The sequence below is a fragment of the Bifidobacterium sp. M0353 genome (assembly GCF_016100645.1).
GTDB classification, from domain to species: domain Bacteria; phylum Actinomycetota; class Actinomycetes; order Actinomycetales; family Bifidobacteriaceae; genus Bombiscardovia; species Bombiscardovia choladohabitans.
In genome coordinates this window covers 411,386-427,668 of record NZ_JACFSB010000001.1, presented here as the reverse complement: position 1 = coordinate 427,668, position 16,283 = coordinate 411,386, and the positions used below count along the sequence as shown (strand labels likewise).

General features: G+C 64.9%; 9 protein-coding genes and 1 pseudogene. 3 read left to right on the top strand and 7 right to left on the bottom strand.

Annotated features, from left to right (window positions below):
* Positions 1 to 8 precede the first annotated feature (8 nt).
* The 4 genes from H3V04_RS01560 to H3V04_RS01545 all read right to left on the bottom strand — a co-directional run bounded on the left by H3V04_RS01560 (position 9) and on the right by H3V04_RS01545 (position 9,628).
* Complete coding sequence (locus H3V04_RS01560) at positions 9 to 4,946, bottom strand: ATP-dependent helicase (protein ID WP_198186989.1); 4,938 nt, start codon at positions 4,944 to 4,946, stop codon at positions 9 to 11.
* A gap of 48 nt (positions 4,947 to 4,994) precedes the next feature.
* Positions 4,995 to 7,352, bottom strand: a complete 2,358-nt coding sequence (locus H3V04_RS01555; RefSeq protein WP_198179229.1) for a type IIA DNA topoisomerase subunit B — start codon at positions 7,350 to 7,352, stop codon at positions 4,995 to 4,997.
* A gap of 129 nt (positions 7,353 to 7,481) precedes the next feature.
* Complete coding sequence (locus tag H3V04_RS01550) at positions 7,482 to 8,906, bottom strand: RNA polymerase sigma factor (protein ID WP_373564640.1); 1,425 nt, start codon at positions 8,904 to 8,906, stop codon at positions 7,482 to 7,484.
* Between the two features lie 113 nt (positions 8,907 to 9,019).
* Positions 9,020 to 9,628, bottom strand: a complete 609-nt coding sequence (locus tag H3V04_RS01545; protein ID WP_198179212.1) for a DUF4192 family protein — start codon at positions 9,626 to 9,628, stop codon at positions 9,020 to 9,022.
* Between the two features lie 176 nt (positions 9,629 to 9,804).
* Between H3V04_RS01545 and H3V04_RS01540 the strand changes: the two genes are divergently transcribed.
* On the top strand, positions 9,805 to 11,040 hold the full coding sequence (locus tag H3V04_RS01540) for a polyprenyl synthetase family protein (RefSeq protein ID WP_198179205.1): 1,236 nt from the start codon (positions 9,805 to 9,807) through the stop codon (positions 11,038 to 11,040).
* Positions 11,033 to 13,264 (top strand): Stk1 family PASTA domain-containing Ser/Thr kinase, encoded by a 2,232-nt coding sequence (locus tag H3V04_RS01535; RefSeq protein WP_198179203.1) that lies wholly within the window; start codon positions 11,033 to 11,035, stop codon positions 13,262 to 13,264. The genes H3V04_RS01540 and H3V04_RS01535 overlap by 8 nt, the downstream gene beginning before the upstream one ends.
* A gap of 5 nt (positions 13,265 to 13,269) precedes the next feature.
* On the opposite strand, the gene H3V04_RS01530 is transcribed toward H3V04_RS01535, so the two are convergent.
* Complete coding sequence (locus H3V04_RS01530) at positions 13,270 to 13,959, bottom strand: lysophospholipid acyltransferase family protein (RefSeq protein ID WP_198186988.1); 690 nt, start codon at positions 13,957 to 13,959, stop codon at positions 13,270 to 13,272.
* A gap of 48 nt (positions 13,960 to 14,007) precedes the next feature.
* On the opposite strand from H3V04_RS01530, the gene H3V04_RS01525 reads away from it, so the two are divergent.
* Positions 14,008 to 14,553 (top strand): hypothetical protein, encoded by a 546-nt coding sequence (locus tag H3V04_RS01525; RefSeq protein WP_198179199.1) that lies wholly within the window; start codon positions 14,008 to 14,010, stop codon positions 14,551 to 14,553.
* A gap of 96 nt (positions 14,554 to 14,649) precedes the next feature.
* Here the strand turns inward: H3V04_RS01525 and trpD are convergent, their stop codons facing one another.
* Together trpD and H3V04_RS10495 are read right to left on the bottom strand one after the other, a co-directional pair.
* Positions 14,650 to 15,750 carry an anthranilate phosphoribosyltransferase gene (gene trpD / locus H3V04_RS01520; RefSeq protein WP_198179197.1) on the bottom strand — a complete coding sequence of 367 codons (1,101 nt, stop codon included), beginning with the start codon at positions 15,748 to 15,750 and terminating at the stop codon, positions 14,650 to 14,652.
* A 248-nt stretch (positions 15,751 to 15,998) separates the two neighbouring features.
* A pseudogene (locus tag H3V04_RS10495) lies at positions 15,999 to 16,184 on the bottom strand (SEC-C metal-binding domain-containing protein); the annotation flags it as partial.
* Positions 16,185 to 16,283: the final 99 nt, after the last annotated feature.

Below are 16,283 nucleotides of genomic sequence, written 5' to 3'. Positions count from 1 at the left end.
AAAAAGACTCAGTAGAGGGCCATGCCGCCCGGCCCGGCCGTGAATCCGGCGGCGGCCAGGGCCATGCCCACCGGTTCGCGCATGGTCAGGGGCCGGCCATTGGCATTACTGAAGAGGATGCGCCCCTGCCCGCCCCGCCTCAGCCATGAGGCCAGCTGGGCGAAGGCGGCCTCCAGCAATCCACGCTCGGGCTCACCGAAGACCAGCAGATGATGCCCCTTGGGCGCCGCATAAACCAGGGCGCGGCCTCGATTCTGCACCAGGAGGTTCCCCATCCGCCGAGTGGGACGACCGCCGGCATCCCCTGATGTGGTCGGCCAGGCAAGGGCCGTGCCATAGAGGTTGGCGGGATCGGTCACATCCATGACCACGGGTTCGGGCGGCCGCTGCTTCGATCCGCCTTCACCATCATCATTGCGCTCACCTTCTTGGAAGTCCCTGAGCTGGTCGATCACCTCCCGGGGGGCGAACTGGGCACCGCCGAAACCGTCCACGATGACCCCACGCGTCAACTGGCCGGCCTCCTCCATGCGTCTGCAAACCTGATAGAGGGCCGAGAATCCGCCGGGCAGGGATCGCACTTCGGGCAGGACCGGGGCCAGAAGCCCATAACGGTCCAGGATGGCCTGCCCCTGGTGGACCAGGCGGACGGTCCGCTGCCGGTCATCGTCCTGGCTGCTTCTGAGCTTGTCGCTTGAATCGGCCATGCCAATCCCCGATGCTCCGCGCTCATCCGCAACCAGGGTCCAGAATCCCTCCGTCGCCGCTGACAGCGCTGATGAGCCGGCCGTCCGCGTCAAGGCCGCGCGACCCAAGGGCCTGCCGCGTCCACGCAGACCATGGGGCAAACGGCGCGTCCTACCCGAGGTCTGTGAGCCTGATCCTCGGACCAGGCGCCGAACCGGAGCCAGGGAGGCGTTGGTGACCAGTCCACGCCTGACCAGGTTCCAGAGCGACCGGGCCATGGCCTCCTGGACGGGGGCCTCAGAAACAGGGGGCTCAAGGTCATCCCCACTCCGGCCGGCACAGGCGCGCAGAAGCCGATCGAAGCGGTAGGCTCCCCCATCGGCCAAAACATCCAGCAGGGCCTCTTCCCTATCGCCCGGGTTGTCCAGGTTGCCCGACTTGCCGATCTCATCCGTGGCCGACGGGGAATCGGCGGACCGTGCTGGAAGCTCCTGATCCAAATCCTCTGCCAGATAAAAAGTCATGGCGCCCAGCGGGCCCTCCCCCTGGTCGGACCCCACCCAGACCACCTGACCCGAGGCCAGCAGATCGTCCATCAATGCCGGACCGTAATCACGCACCCTGGCCGGGAAGATAGCCGACTCCCAGAGTTCGGACGGCAGAGCCAGCCCTTCCAGCTGCGCAACGACCTCCAGCAGTCCCTCGGTGCCCATCAAAGGCTCCTGGCCCAGGGGTGCCAGACCCTGCCGGTGAAGAAGAAAGTCACTGTAGACATGACCGGGGACCGGCCTGGCGGCCTTGCTGGCCTTGGCCAGGGACCGCGAGCGCAGCCGACGGAAGACCTCGGGATCCAGCCATCCTCGGCGGGGTTCGCCTCCCTCCCATCCGGGCTCGTCATAGACTGTCAGGTCGGGACGGGGGAAGACCCCGGTCATGAGCAGCTCGCGTGCGACCAGGGAACGCAGCCTGTCCTCCAAGAGAGCACTGCCCAGGCCCAGGTGACCGGCCAGGTCCTCGGTGGTGAAGGGCCCATGGACTGCGGCGTATTGCCTGACCAGCTGGTCGAAGGCCTCGCTGTCCGATTCCGATTGCTTTGTCGGCCGGGAGGATGGATGGTTGATGCCTGGGCCCAGGACCGCCGTCAACCTTCCTACCTGACCGGCCCATACCCAGCAGTCGCGGGTGCCCAGTCTGACCTGGACCACCCTGGACTGGTCCTGCAGCTGCTTGAGCATGGCCTGAACCTGTGCCTGCGTCACCGGCTCGTCCTCCTGACCACGCATGCGCCGACGAATCCCGGCCGGATCCATGGGGCCCAGGGTCCGCAAGAGGTCGGCCAGCCCTTCGGCACCCCTGGCCCGGGTCTTGGGCGAAAGCCGCTGCAGGTCAGCAGTCACCTGATCGACGGTCTCCTGGTCCAGGAGGTCAGCCATGTCCACCTGCCCGACCATCTGCTCCAGCAGGTCGGAATCGATGGCCAGCATGGCGGCGTCGCGCTCGGCCTTGGGCATGTCGTACTGGTACATGAAGGTCCCCAGGTAGCCGAAGAGCATCCCTGAGGCCATGGGCGAGGGAGTCTTGGTGGAGGCCGGGACCAGACGGACGCTCCCCTGCTCCAGGTCGGCCATGAGCTCGCACAGGGCAGGCATGTCGTAGACGTCCTGCAGGCACTCACGCATGGTCTCCAGAACCAGGGGGAAGTCATTCTCCTTCAGGGCCGCGTCCAGCAGACGGGAAGCCCGCAGACGCTGCTGCCAAAGTGGAACCCTGCGGCCCGGCTCCATCCTGGGCATATAGAGCGAGCGGGCTGCGCACTGGCGGAAGCGGGCCTGGAAGAGCGCAGAGCCAACCAGATGCCGTCGGACCTCGCGCTCCACCTGATCGGGGGTGAATCCGAATATTCGCTGATCATCCAGGAAGGCGTCGGTGCCCGGGATCTGCACGACGATGCCATCCTCCCCCGCCCAGACGGAACCGTCATAGCCGCGCTCGCGGGAGAGCCGGGCGGCGATGGCCAGGGCCCAGGGCTCGTTGACCCTGCGGCCGTATGGCGAATGGAGTATCAGCCTCAGGTCGCCCTCCTCGTTGGGACAACGCTCGACCACCAGGTGTCGATCGTCGGGCACCCGGCCGGTGGAGGCCTGCTGCTCGGCCAGAAAGGCAGCCAGATTGTTGATGGCAGGACGGTCCAGGCCGTCCTCCAACAGACGAGAACAGACGGATTGAGTGAAGCCCGGCCGACCGGAGGCAGTCTGGACCGCCGGTATCAGGCCCTGCGACAACTCCCTGGCAAGCCTGCCCAGACGACGGCCGAAGGCGGGGTCACGACCGGTGCCCTCCCCGTGCCAGAAGGGCAGTCTGGCTGAGCGTCCCGGAGCGGGCACCACCACCACACGGTCGCGGGTGATCTGCTGGATCCTCCAGGAGGTGGTGCCCAGGGTGATCACATCCCCCTTGCGGGACTCGTAGACCATCTCCTCGTCCAGCTCCCCCACTCGGCGGGGCTTGCCGCCGGCGGCCTCGGAGGGCATGACCACACTATAGGAGCCGCGGTCGGGAATGGTGCCTCCGGAGGTCACCGCAAGTCGCTGCGCGCCGGGGCGGGCCGTCAGCGTGCCTGTCTGTTGGTCCCAGACCAGGATGGGGCGGAAGGCGGTGAAGTCCTGCGAGGTGTAGGCGCCGCTGAGCATGCCCAGCACCGCCCGGTAGACCTGCTGGTCCAGGTGGGCGAAGGGCGCGGCCCGTCTGACCGTGGCCAGCCAATCCTGCTCCTTGAGCGGTCCCATGGCGGCCGCGGCCACAGTCTGCTGGGCCAGAACATCCAAGGGACTGCTGGGCATGACGGTGGGTTCGATATCACCCTGGACCATGCTTTCCATGCTGGCGGTGCATTCCAGGATCTGCTCGCGGGTCAGGGGAAAAAGCCTGGCCTGCGATACCCGGCCCACTTGGTGGTCGGCCCGGCCCACCCGCTGTAGTCCCGAGGCTGTCGACAGCGGAGCATTGACCTGGATGACCAGATCGACCGAGCCCATATCGATGCCCAGCTCCAGGCTGGAGGTGGCGACCACGCAGCGCAGCCTGCCGGCCTTGAGGTCGTCCTCCACCTGGCGGCGGCGCTCCTTGGACACCGAACCATGGTGGGCCATGGCAATGGGTCGGTCGAGAATCAGGCCGGAAGTTCTCTCGGAGGTGGACCCGGTGGCCGAATCGTAGTGAGCGGGCTCCCTGGCCTGCGCAACCCTGCCCGTGGACTGGTCTGTTTCAGGACGTGACCCTGGCTGGTCCTGCCCACTGCTGCCTCGGCTAGGGTGGTTGGACGCTTGCAGATCGGACTGGTGCAGGTCGTTCAACCGGGCGGTCAGACGCTCGGCAAGACCTCGTGAGTTGACGAAGACCAGGGTGGTGCGGTGGGACAGGACCTGGTCCAGTATGGCCCGCTCGACGGCCGGCCAGATGGATCCGCTTCTTTGGTCGCCCCCCTGACCCTCTTCGCCGGATTCGCCGGGTGGCGCTGCCAGATCGCCCATGTCCTCCAGGGGCTCGATCAGCCGTAAGTCCATGGCTGTGGCCGACTTGGGCTGGATCAGGCTGACCGGACGGCTGCCACCCAGGAAACGTGCCACCTGTTCGGGAGGCCGGACCGTAGCCGACAGGCCGATCCGCTGCACGGGCCCTCCGACCAGGTCGTCCAGCCGCTCCAGGCTCAGGGCCAGATGGGCACCGCGCTTGTTGCCCGCCAAAACGTGGATTTCGTCCACAATAACGGTCTGCACATTCTTCAGCGTGCTGGCCGTCTTGGATGTCAGCATCAGATAGAGGGATTCGGGGGTGGTGACCAGAATATCCGGGGGATGGGCGGCCAGGGCCCTGCGGCCGCGGGCGTCGGTGTCTCCGGTGCGGACGCCCGTCCGGACCTTGGGTGCTTTTCGTCCCTGTTGTTCAAATCGCTCGGCGATGCCGTCCAGCGGAGCCTGCAGGTTGCGGGCCACATCCGTCCCCAGGGCCTTCATGGGCGAGATGTAAAGCACGGCGACCCCAGGTTTCCGAAATCGCTGGGGCCTGGTCATGAGCTCGTCGATGGCCCAAAGAAAGGCGGCCAGGGTCTTGCCCGACCCTGTGGGCGAAATGATCAGCGCATCGCCGCCTGAGCGGATGGCCGGCCAGGCCTGCACCTGGGTCGGCGTGGGCCCTTCGGGAAAGGTCCGGCGGAACCAGCCGGCCGTCTGCGGGGAGAAATTATCCAAGGGATCGTCCATATGCGTCACACTCCTCTCCCCGTCCCTTTGGGCCTTGCTGAAGGTCGATCAGGTGTCGATCTTGCTCCGGTCGAAGTCGTCGGCATTGTCCACGATGAACTGCTTGCGGGGCGGCACGTCGTCGCCCATGAGCAGGGGGAAGATGCCGGCCGCCTGAGCGGCATCCTCCATGCGGATGCGGCGCAACATGCGGGTCCGGGGATCCATGGTGGTGTCGGCCAGCTGGTCGGCGTCCATCTCGCCCAGACCCTTGTAGCGCTGCACATCGGGATTGTAGTCGATGTGCTTGGCCCGCAGGTCGGCCAGCTTGCCCTCCAGCTCATCGTCCGAATAGGTGTAGATGAACTTCCCCTTGTTCTTGCCTGCAAGCGCGATTCGATGCAGGGGCGGCACGGCAGCGTAGACCCGCCCATTCTCGATCAAGGGCCGCATGTAGCGGTAGAAGAGGGTCAGCAGCAGGATGCGGATGTGGGCACCGTCCACGTCGGCATCGGTCATCATGATGACCTTGTTGTAGCGGGCCTGGTCGATGTCGAAGCTGGCCCCCGAGCCGGCGCCGACCACCTGGATGATGGAGGCGCACTCCTTGTTGGTCAGCATCTGGGACAGGGAAGCCTTCTGCACGTTGAGGATCTTGCCACGGATGGGCAGCAGGGCCTGGAACATGGAGTTTCGGGCTGCCTTGGCCGTACCCAGGGCGGAGTCGCCCTCGACGATGAACAGCTCGGCGATGTCGTCGTTGCCGGGCATGGAATCCGAGAGCTTGGAGGGCATGGAGGCCGACTCCAGGGCGTTCTTGCGCCTGGTGACCTCCTTGGTCTTGCGTGCCTGGACGCGGGCGTGCATCTCGCCGACAATCTTCTCCAGCACCTGACCGGACTGCTCCTTGAAGCCACGCTTGGAGCCGCTGATCATCTGGCCGAACTGGTCGTCGGTCATCCGGGTGACGATGGGCTTGACCTGGGCCGTACCCAACACGTCCTTGGTCTGGCCCTGGAACTGCGGCTCGGCGATACGCACGGTGACCACGGCCACCAGCCCGGCCAGGACATCGTCTCGCTCCACCTTGGTGTGGGAATCCTTGAGGTTGACCTTGAGGCGGCGGGCGTTGGCCTCCACGGCCTTGCGCACCTGGCGGGTCATGGCGTTCATGAACCCGTCCACATGCATGCCTCCGCCGGGCGTCTCCACCACATTGACAAAGCTGCGAACGACTGAATCGTAATCGTTGACCCAGCGCAGGGCGATATCCACCCCGCAGACGCGTTCCACCTGCTCGGCGTGCAACTCACCGTCCGAGCCCACCCGCTGGGTCTCCTCCTGGTAGGTGTCCTGGCCGCTGATCCGCCAGATGTCGCTGACCGGCTCGCCCTTGGACAGGAAGTCCACGAAGTCCGTCACCCCGCCGGTGTGCAGGAACTCCTCCACGCGCTGATGGCCGGACTCGTCCTCCGGCTGCAGCATGGCCCGGTCGGCCCGCTCGGTGGCCGAAAGGTCGGCATCATCCGGCTGCGCGTCCTCGGCACGTTCGCCTTCGGTGCCTTCTTCAGAGAGATCGTCGCTGTTGGAAGATCCATGAAGGTTTTCCTGATCGTCCTGAACGTTCTGATTGTCCGGCTCCGCAGCGGATTCGCCGTCAACCTCCAGGCGCAGGTCCTGTTCGGCGCTTCCTGTGGCGGGGATGCGGTCGTCAATCACGGTGATCTTGAGGCCGGGCACCAGGAAACTGGTCTGGCGCACCCGGTCGATCAGCTGGGCGTAGCTGAACCGGGCCGTGGGGTTGAAGATTTCTGGGTCGGCCCAGTAGCGCACCCTGGTCCCGGTCCGGGACTTGGGCACGCTGCCCACTACTTCCAGGGGTGTAGGCCGGTTTTTCCTGGTGCGCTTGAAGGGCGAGTCAGGCGAGGGCCGCTCCGGATCTGGGTCCTGGTAGGTGCCGGGATGACCCTGGTGGAAGCGCATCCGGTGGGTCTTGCCATCCCTGTCCACCTCCACGTCCAGTCGGGAGCTCAAGGCGTTGACCACCGAAGAGCCCACGCCGTGCAGGCCGCCCACGGCCGTGTAGGAGGAGTTGCCGAACTTGGCGCCCGCGTGAAGCTTGGTCAGGACCACCTCCACGCCGGTCAGCCCGGTTCGAGGCTCAATATCGACGGGGATGCCTCGGCCGTTGTCGTCCACCTCGATGGAGCCGTCCTTGTGCAGAATGACCTTGATGTGGTCGCACTGGCCGGCTAGGGCCTCGTCCACGGCGTTGTCGATGATCTCCCAAAGGCAGTGCATGAGCCCCTGGCTGTCCGTGGTCCCGATGTACATGCCTGGACGTTTGCGCACTGCGTCCAGGCCATCCAGGACCGTCAGACTGCCGGCACCATAGGACTTTCCCTTTTCAGGCTTTTTCGCCACCATTTTCCTCGCCGTTCACCTCTTGGCGCCCAGGGGACACGGGTCCTCGCATGGGCGGTCGCTTACGCACCGATGACCATTTCTAGCAAGGAGGCCTCGACAGCATCCGGACCTCCCCGCCGGGCGCAGAGGTCACTGATCCAGGAAGTCACGCAGGGTCTGCGAGCGCGAAGGATGCCGCAGCTTGGACATGGTCTTGGACTCGATCTGGCGGATGCGCTCACGGGTGACCCCGTATACGCGGCCGATGTCGTCCAGGGTCTTGGGCTGCCCATCCTCCAGGCCGTAACGCATCTTGATGACGCCGGCCTCGCGGGGGCTCAGGGTCTCAAGCACCTGCTGGAACTGCTCCTGCAGCAGGGAGAAGGCCACAGCATCCGAGGGGGCGATGGCGTCGGTGTCCTCGATCAGATCGCCGAACTCCGAGTCACCGTCCTCGCCCAGAGGGGTATGCAGGGAAATGGGCTCGCGCCCGTACTTCTGGACCTCCTGGACCTTCTCGACGGGCATGTCCAGCTCACGGGCCAGCTCGTCGGGGGTGGGCTCGCGACCCAGGTCCTGCAGCATCTGACGCTGGACGCGGGAGAGCTTGTTGATGACCTCGACCATGTGAACGGGCACACGGATGGTGCGGGCCTGGTCGGCCATGGCACGGGTGATGGCCTGACGAATCCACCAGGTGGCGTAGGTGGAGAACTTGTAGCCCTTGGTGTAGTCGAACTTCTCCACCGCACGGATCAGACCCAGGTTACCTTCCTGGATCAGGTCCAGGAAGAGCATGCCTCTGCCGGTGTATCGCTTGGCCAGGGAGACCACCAGTCGCAGGTTGGCCTCCAGCAGATGGTCCTTGGCCTTCTTCCCGTCGTTGGCGGCCCACTTGAGCTCGCGGCGGCGCTTGAAGTCCATGCCCTCGCCTTCGGTGTCCAGCAGATGCTGGGCATAGAGGCCGGCCTCGATACGCTCTGAGAGGTCCACCTCCTGTTCGGCGTTCAGCAGGCTGACGCGGCCGATCTGCTTGAGGTAGTCCTTGACGGGATCGGCAGTGGCGCCGGCGGTGACCACACGACGCTTGGGGTTGCCTGAGGGAGTGACATTCTCATCGTCATCGGAATCGTCGACGACGAAGGCGCCCTTGACCTTGGCGGCGAGGGCATGGGCGGCCTTGCGGTCCTCCTCGGCCTCATCCTCGACCTGGTGGGCCTCGTCCTCCTCCTGATCATCCTCGTCGGGCTCGTCCTCCAGCTGATCCTCGCTCTTGTCCAGCTGGTCGTCGTCCTCCTGGTCCTTGAGCAGGTCCTCGTCGGGCTCCTGCTCCTCCGGCTGCAGGATGGGCTCCTCTTCGACCTTCTTCTTGGTCTTGGAGGCCGGGCGACGGTTGGTCTTGGCCGTCGAAGTGCTGGCAGTGGCGGTCTTGCGGGCTGCGGTCTTGCGGGACGCCTTGCTGCTGCTGGTCTTGGACCTGGTGGCGGTCTTGGTCTTGCCGGCGGTTGAACTGGTCCGGCCCTTCCCGGTATCCACTGCGGCTGTCTTGGCTGACTTGGTGTCCTTCGTGGCCAAATTCTCCTCCTGGATCATCCCACCCGCCGACACTGCTTTCAAGGCACAGCTATGGCAAGGTCAAATCTTAGACTCACTAAGTGAACCACCCCAGGGGGACGATTATTCCCGATTCAGCCCGATTGCCTCCAGGCCGGTTCGATGCCGCGGCCGATCAAAGCCAGGACGATGGCGGCCAGACTGCATGAGCGGTCGTCGGAAAGAGCTTCCTCGGCGAACCCGGATGCCCGGGATCCCCCACTCCACCAGTCGACGTAGGCCGCGACCGCCAGGGGCTGGGACCGAAACCCCGGCGGAACCTGATCAGCTATGGCTTCAAGCATGGCCAGCCCGGCCCGGCAACGCGGATGGTCCGGCCGCGTGGCAGGGTCCTTGAAGACCGCATCCAGAATGTTGCAGAGCACCGTCACATTGGACGCATCGTTGGGACGCACACACAGGTCCAGCAGCCGGTCAGCGTGCAGACCAGGCTCAGGCGCCAGGATTGACAGAATCAGCCCGTCGCGTATGGCCAGGGTTTCCTTGATGGCCACAGCCAGACGGTCCGCCGAGTCGGAGTCCAGAGGCGGGTGAGCCTGCTGCCGACCCCTCAAGCCGACAGTCCAGTCTGTCAAGGGTTGCTGGAGCCATCGCCTGTCAGCATCTTCCACGCCCCATCGTCGTCGACCCTCTCGATAGTTCTCCACCAGTTTTGTCATGCCGTGTTCATATGAATCGTTCATGCCGTCATCGCCTCCCATCCGCTCCCGGTCTGTGGTCCGGGGAGCCTGGGCACCATCCTGAACCAGCTGGAACCGTTAGGAAGGCCACAGCCGATCATGTGGTCAAGTGGGGTCACCCATCCACCAGGGGCCTTGCAGCCTGCCTGCTGGGCAGATATGCGGATAGGCTCTAAGACATGAAGAGCGTGACTGCAGCACGGGTCGAACAACGCATGGAGGAACTGCTCCGGAGTCAATGCGACCACCTGACTGCTCCAGAGCCCGGACCTGACCATCCCCTGGATCAGAACCCCTCACAGGGGGCTTTGCAGGAGGTCATCCACCAGGCAATCGAGGCAGGCCGTGGCGGCAAACGACTGCGCGCCCTCCTGCTCTGCGATGTCTGGCGGGCTCTGGAATCCGAGCAGAATCCGGACCGTGAACAGGCGGCAGTGGACCTTGCCTGCGCCTTGGAGGTCTATCAGACCAGCGCCCTGGTCCACGACGACATCATCGACGGCTCCCCCCGTCGTCGGGGCCGTCCTGCCGCCCATCTGGCCCTGAGCCGGTCGGCCGCCGGAAACGATCCAAGCGACCGTCTCCCCGCAGGCCCCGATGCCCGTGGCACCGGCCTGGGCATCCTCCTTGGCGACCTGCTGGCATCACTGAGCACAACCATGGCCCTCCAGGCGGCTGCCGGCCTGCCTCAGGAATCGGCCATCGGCAGAGCCTTTCAAGCCATGCAGACGGCCGTGGTCACCGGCCAGATCCTGGACATGGGTATGGAAGAGGCTCCACTGGACGATCCGAAACGCCTGCGCAGTCAGGCCCTGCACACCATGGCCTGGAAGACCGCCTCCTACACCACCATGGCCCCCCTGGCCCTGGGCCTGCTGGCTGCCGGAACGGACCTGGAAGGGCACAAAGATTCGGTACGCGCCCTGGGCCTGGATCTGGGTCTGGCCTTCCAGCTGGAGGACGATCTGCTGGATGTGGCAGGCGACGACCGCCACACCGGCAAACCTGTGGGAGGCGACATCCGTGAGGGCAAGCGGACCGTCCTCCTGGCCGACACCCTGGCCATGGCCGGCCCTAGTCAGGCCAAGGAGGTCCGCCGACTCTACGGTTCCCCGACCGAACGCCGCAAGGATGCCCAGGTGGATATGGTCCGTGACCTGATGCGCTCCTGCGGGGCCGTGGAAGCCAGTCGTCGACGCATTGCCGGTCTGTCCTCCCGAGCCCAGGCCCGAGCCCAGGCCCTGGCCGATGGTCTGCAGCTGTCGACAGAGGGCCGAGCCATCTTCCTCAAGGCCTGCAGACGCTTCCTGCCGCTTGCCACCACCGCCGGGTATCATGAACGTGTATCTTCCATTGATGCCGAGGCCGGTCAGGCCTCCGAGGTGCAGAGGGCCGGACAAGACGAGCATGAGTGAAGCGGACGAGAGGACCAGCGACCGGATCATAGACGGGCGCTACCGCATTCTGCGCGAGATTGCGCAAGGTGGCATGGCCACGGTCTACGAGGCTCTGGATCTGCGGCTGTCCAGGCATGTGGCGGTCAAGATCATGCACACCATGCTGGCCCAGGGCCCGCACAGGGCCCAGTTCGAGGAGCGTTTCCGCCGGGAGGCCAGGTCGGCGGCCGCCATCGCCAACCCCCACATCGTCCAGGTCTACGACACCGGCGTCGATCAGGGGCTGGACTACCTGGTCATGGAGTATGTCCACGGCATCAGCCTGCGGCGGGACATGGCCCGGCAGGGCGTCTATCCCCTGAAGGAGACCCTGCGGATCGTGGGCGAAATACTGGACGGCCTGGCCTCCGCCCACCGAGCCGGCGTCATCCACCGCGACATCAAGCCGGAAAACATCCTCATCAACGACCGCGGCCATGTGGAGATAACCGACTTCGGCCTGGCCCGCGCCGCCGCCCAGGCCACCCTGTCCTCCACGGGCATGCTTATGGGCACGGCCGCCTACCTGGCCCCCGAAACCATCGAGAACAATGAGGCCTCACCCCAGAGCGACCTCTATGCCGTGGGCATCATCGCCTACGAGATGCTGACCGGCACGGTCCCCTTCGCCAGCGACAACCCGGTGACCATCGTCTTCAAGCACGTCCACGAGGACGTCCCCTCCCTGGCCCAGGCCTGCCCGGGAATCGACCCATCCGTGGCCGCATTGGTCACCGGGCTGACCGACCGCTCACCGGAAAACCGCCCGGACGACGCAGGCAAGGCCCTGGAGAGCCTGAGGAAGGTGGTCAGGGGACTGGACCGGCAGGCCATGGACTACGTGCTGCCTGCAACAGCCACAGCGACCGCGGCAGCCGCAGCCAGCGGACAGCCCGGGTCCGCCAACCCTGAGATGACCGAACCGCCAAGGCAGGCAGCCACGGCACCCAGCGACGATGCCGAAGACGCAGCCACACAGACCATCGCTGCAGCAACCGAACCGGAGGATTCGGACACGGTCCTGAATGTGCCCGCCCCGCCCGAAACCGATGATGCGGACGCAGCGACCAGGCGCTATCGGCTCAACGACGTGGACACCCCCTCACGGGCAGAAACCACAACCGTCCTGCAGCCTCAGGACCCGACAGCATCCCCCGCCGATACAGGCCTCGTTCCGGCTTCCGTCCAGACCATGCAGCAAGGTGCCGAAACGGCCAAACCCAAGCACCGGCATAGGGGCCTGATCATCGCGCTGGTGGTTCTGCTGGTGCTGGCCCTGGCAGGAGGCGGCGGTGGCGCCTGGTGGTACTACCTGGGTCCGGGCAGCTATGTCGCCCTTCCCAAGCCGGACGACATCTCCTGCCCCGAGAATCAGGAGTGCAAGGTCATCGGCGCCGACTACGCCAGGTACGCCAGCACACTCAAGGTCGCAGGCATCGATGTCGACACCGACTACGACTTCAGCGACCAGGTGCCCAAAGGGGCCATCATGGCCGCGGATCCCGATACCGTCGGAGCCCATATCAGCAAGCGGGGCGGCAGTCTCAACCTGACCGTCTCCAAGGGGATTCGCCAGGCCACGGTGCCCAAGGACATCCTCATGCCGGACACCTCCAACGGCAAGGACCCCCTGCAAGCCCTGAAGGCGGCCGGGTTCGACAAGATCGACCATGACTCCTCCAAGGACCAGTACTCCATGGATATTCCCGAGGGAGCGGCGATTTCGGTGGAACCGGCCCCGGGAACCAGGACCCGGCATGATACCAAGGTCAGTCTGGTCCTGTCCAAGGGGCGGATGCCGGTGGCCATGCCCGACATCATCGGCAAGGCCAGGGATGATGCCAAGGCGGCCTTGGAAGCCCTCCGGCTCAAGGTCAACTACAGCGAGGACTGGTCAGACACGGTGCCCCGCAACCAGGTGATCTCCGCCTCCCACCAGGCCCAGGAACAGCTGCACTGGGGCGATGCGGTCAACGTGGTGGTCTCCAAGGGGCCGCAATTCATCAGCATGCCCGACGTGAAAGGCAAGAGCCAGGATGAGGCCACACAGATCCTGCAGGGATACGGGCTCAAGGTCAACATCTCCGCGCCACTGGGCAATCTGACCCACACGGTGCGAATCCAGGACCCCAACCCCGGCACCCAGGTCAAGGTGGTCAATGATGACGGTTCACCGGCCGTCGTGACCCTGACTGTGGTCTGAAGTCGTCAGCCCAGTTCTTCCTTGTTCTCGTGCGCCTTGATGACCTGGGCATACACATCCACGTAGCGCTGTCCGCTCATCTCCTGAATCTCCTGCATGATGCGGTCGGTCAGGTTGCGGATCTCCTCGTGGGTGAGGCTGTTGACCGGCACGTAGGGCACGTTGATGGGCTTGCCGAAGATGACCTTGGTCCTGCCCTTATGCGGAAGCACATGGCCGGGCTCCTGAAGCTGCCGGGTGCCGATGATGGCGGTGGGCACCACTGTCGTTCCGGTCTCGAAGGCCAGCCGCGCCGCCCCGGTGTGTCCACGGTAAAGTCTGCCGTCCGGGCTGCGCGTACCCTCCGGATGGATGCCGAAGATATGCCCGTGTTCAAGGATGGAACGTGCCGTTTCCATGGCTCCCAGCGACTTGGAGCCGCCCGACCTGTCGACGGGGAAGACTCCGACCGAGCTGAACCACCACTTCTTGAACTTGCCCTTTATCCCCTTGCCGTTGAAGTATTCGGCCTTGCCCATGAAGTGGATCATCCTGGGGCAGGTGATGGGCAGGAGGGCGTCGTCGATGACGGCCAGATGGTTGGAGGCGATGATGGCAGCCCCCTGCTTGGGAATGTTCCCCGTGCCTTCAACGGTCGGTTTGAACCAGGTACGCGCCAACGGACCGAGCAGTTTGACGAAGAACCAGTACAGCACAGAGACTCCTTGGTAGCGAATGCGTGCGGCCGAGGTTACGATGGTTCTATGACCGAGCACAAGCATAACGACGCCGGGAATCAGTATAACAGCGAGGCGGGAACCGGGCCCTCACAGGGGGACGAGGAGTGGGCGGACTTCCTGAATTCGCACGCTGACGAGCTGGGTTCCCTGGAATCGTCCAGGACGGCCAAGGAGTTCGAAAAGAAGGCCCGAAAGTCCGAGAAGAAGGCGGCGCTGAGGGCCGAGGACCTGAAGCGCGACTCCTTCGTCGGCGGCTCCGGACCACGCGATTTCCAAGGCAGCAGCTGGCTGGACACCGACGAGGTCATGGACCAGTCGTCGAACTTTGTGCCACCCAACCCCGATCTGAGCAACCTGGGCAGAAGGCATGCGGCCTTCATGATCATGACGGTGCTGGGCCTGATCTGCTTCTTCCTGACCATATTGATCCCCCGCTGGTCCGGCTTGACCGGCCTGCTGGCGGGACTGCTCCTGCTGATAGGCATCGCAGGACTGATCATCGACCGGAAGAACTTCCGCGACGATTCAAGCGGGCTCTTCGATGACGACGAACGGCACTACCGGCGATAATGCCGAGTGCCGCCATATCCAGGCCGCCAATACGTTCGGACCCCACTGGCAGAAACATCAGCCAGCGGGGTCCGAACAGGTTGTGCAGCCGCGAACCTAGACCAGGACAGGACGGCGTGTCCGTTCCTCTTGCCGGCAGCGGGACTGCGCTTCCTGGGCTCCGTGGATCCAGGCTGCCAGCAGGTCGGCCGCCCTCCCCTGGTCCACAACCTGGGTAGCCAGTTGGTAGGCCTGGGCAAACCGCACGCTCAGGTCGGCCTCGGGACCGGCATCGATCTGTGTGCCGTCGGCCACGATGGCCGAGGCCGCATTGAGCAGGGCCGTGGAACGCGAAGGAACCGACTTGCCGGCCAGGAAGTCCCTGACGACGCTGGCGTTGAAGGCGGGATCGCCACCGCGTAGGTCTTCCGGATTGACCGGGTCGAGCCCCAGTTCGCTAGTCGGGTCGAAGGTTCGCTCCTCCACCTTGCCCTGGTGGATCTCCCAGATGGAGACCGGGCCGGTCGGGGCCATCTCGTCAAGGCCTTCGACCGAGGTGTAGACCATGCCCTCCTGACCGCGAGAGGCATAGACCTGGGCCATCATGGGGCTCAGTTGGCGCTGGGCGCATCCTATGGCCACATAGCGCGGGTTGACCGGGTTGGTCAGAGGTCCCAGCAGGTTGAAGACGGTCGGAATGCCCAGCGACGAGCGGACAGGACCTGCAAACCGCATGGCGGGGTGGAAGGTCTTGGCGAAGACGAAGGTGATGCCGTAGCGATCCTCCATGGCAGCCACCTCCTTGGGCGGCAGATCCAGGGGAAGACCCAGCTGTTCCAGACAGTCGGCAGTGCCGCTCTTGCTGGATGCGGCCCGGTTGCCGTGCTTGACGATCCTGACCCCCGCAGCCGCAGCCACGATGGCACCCATGGTAGACAGGTTGACCGTCGCTGCCCCATCGCCGCCGGTGCCGACGATGTCGGTCACGTCGCCGCTGACCTTCAGCGGCACCGCATGGCCCACCATGGCCTTGGCAGCCCCCTCGACCTCCGGGCTGGTCAGTCCCAGGGCGGACTGCATGGACAGGGCGGCTCCCACCTGGACAGGGTCGGCATGCCCGTCCATCAAATCATTCATGCACCACTCGGCCTCATCCGCGCTCAGGTGCCGACCGGACACCAAGGAGTTCAGGACGGATTTCCAGCTAAGTGGCCGCATGATGACTCTTTTCCTTTGAAGAAGCGGGGCTGGATGCCCCGCTGTTTGCTCTAGGTTTACTGCCCTGCCCCTCCCTTGCACAAGACAATCCCATATTCTGGTCACTTTGCTACCAATATATGAAAGTAGGCAATCCAATATATGGAAACGGCCACCGCCCTTGTGAGCGATGGCCGTCAGTCAGATCGGCAACCCTAAATGTATCGGCAACCTTATCTGCAGAAGCCGCTAGTGATTATGCGAACCTGTCATTTCTTCTCGTTCTGGCCGTGGCACATCTTGTACTTGCGTCCGGAACCACAGGGGCAGGGGGCGTTGCGGGGCGTGCCCGGGAAGGTGCGGCCATCAGACCAAGGCGAGTGATCCTCTACGGCCTTGGGCCTCTTGTTGGCAGGGACCTTGCCCTCGGCATGGCTGATAGGGGCAGGCCCGACCGGGGCCGGAGCACCCTCGTCAGCGGCATCCTCAGAGGCATCCTCCTCTGAATCCTCCTGGATGCTGCCAGCCGGAGCACCCTCGTCATGCTCCTCGGC

Excerpts from the sequence above, each read along its gene's own strand:
- trpD (WP_198179197.1), bottom strand. The coding sequence starts at position 15,750 with ATGCGGCCACTTAGCTGGAAATCCGTCCTGAACTCCTTGGTGTCCGGT.
- H3V04_RS01555 (WP_198179229.1), bottom strand. The coding sequence starts at position 7,352 with ATGGTGGCGAAAAAGCCTGAAAAGGGAAAGTCCTATGGTGCCGGCAGT.
- H3V04_RS01525 (WP_198179199.1), top strand. The coding sequence starts at position 14,008 with ATGACCGAGCACAAGCATAACGACGCCGGGAATCAGTATAACAGCGAG.
- H3V04_RS01540 (WP_198179205.1), top strand. The coding sequence starts at position 9,805 with ATGAAGAGCGTGACTGCAGCACGGGTCGAACAACGCATGGAGGAACTG.
- H3V04_RS01560 (WP_198186989.1), bottom strand. The coding sequence starts at position 4,946 with ATGGACGATCCCTTGGATAATTTCTCCCCGCAGACGGCCGGCTGGTTC.
- H3V04_RS01545 (WP_198179212.1), bottom strand. The coding sequence starts at position 9,628 with ATGAACGATTCATATGAACACGGCATGACAAAACTGGTGGAGAACTAT.
- H3V04_RS01535 (WP_198179203.1), top strand. The coding sequence starts at position 11,033 with ATGAGTGAAGCGGACGAGAGGACCAGCGACCGGATCATAGACGGGCGC.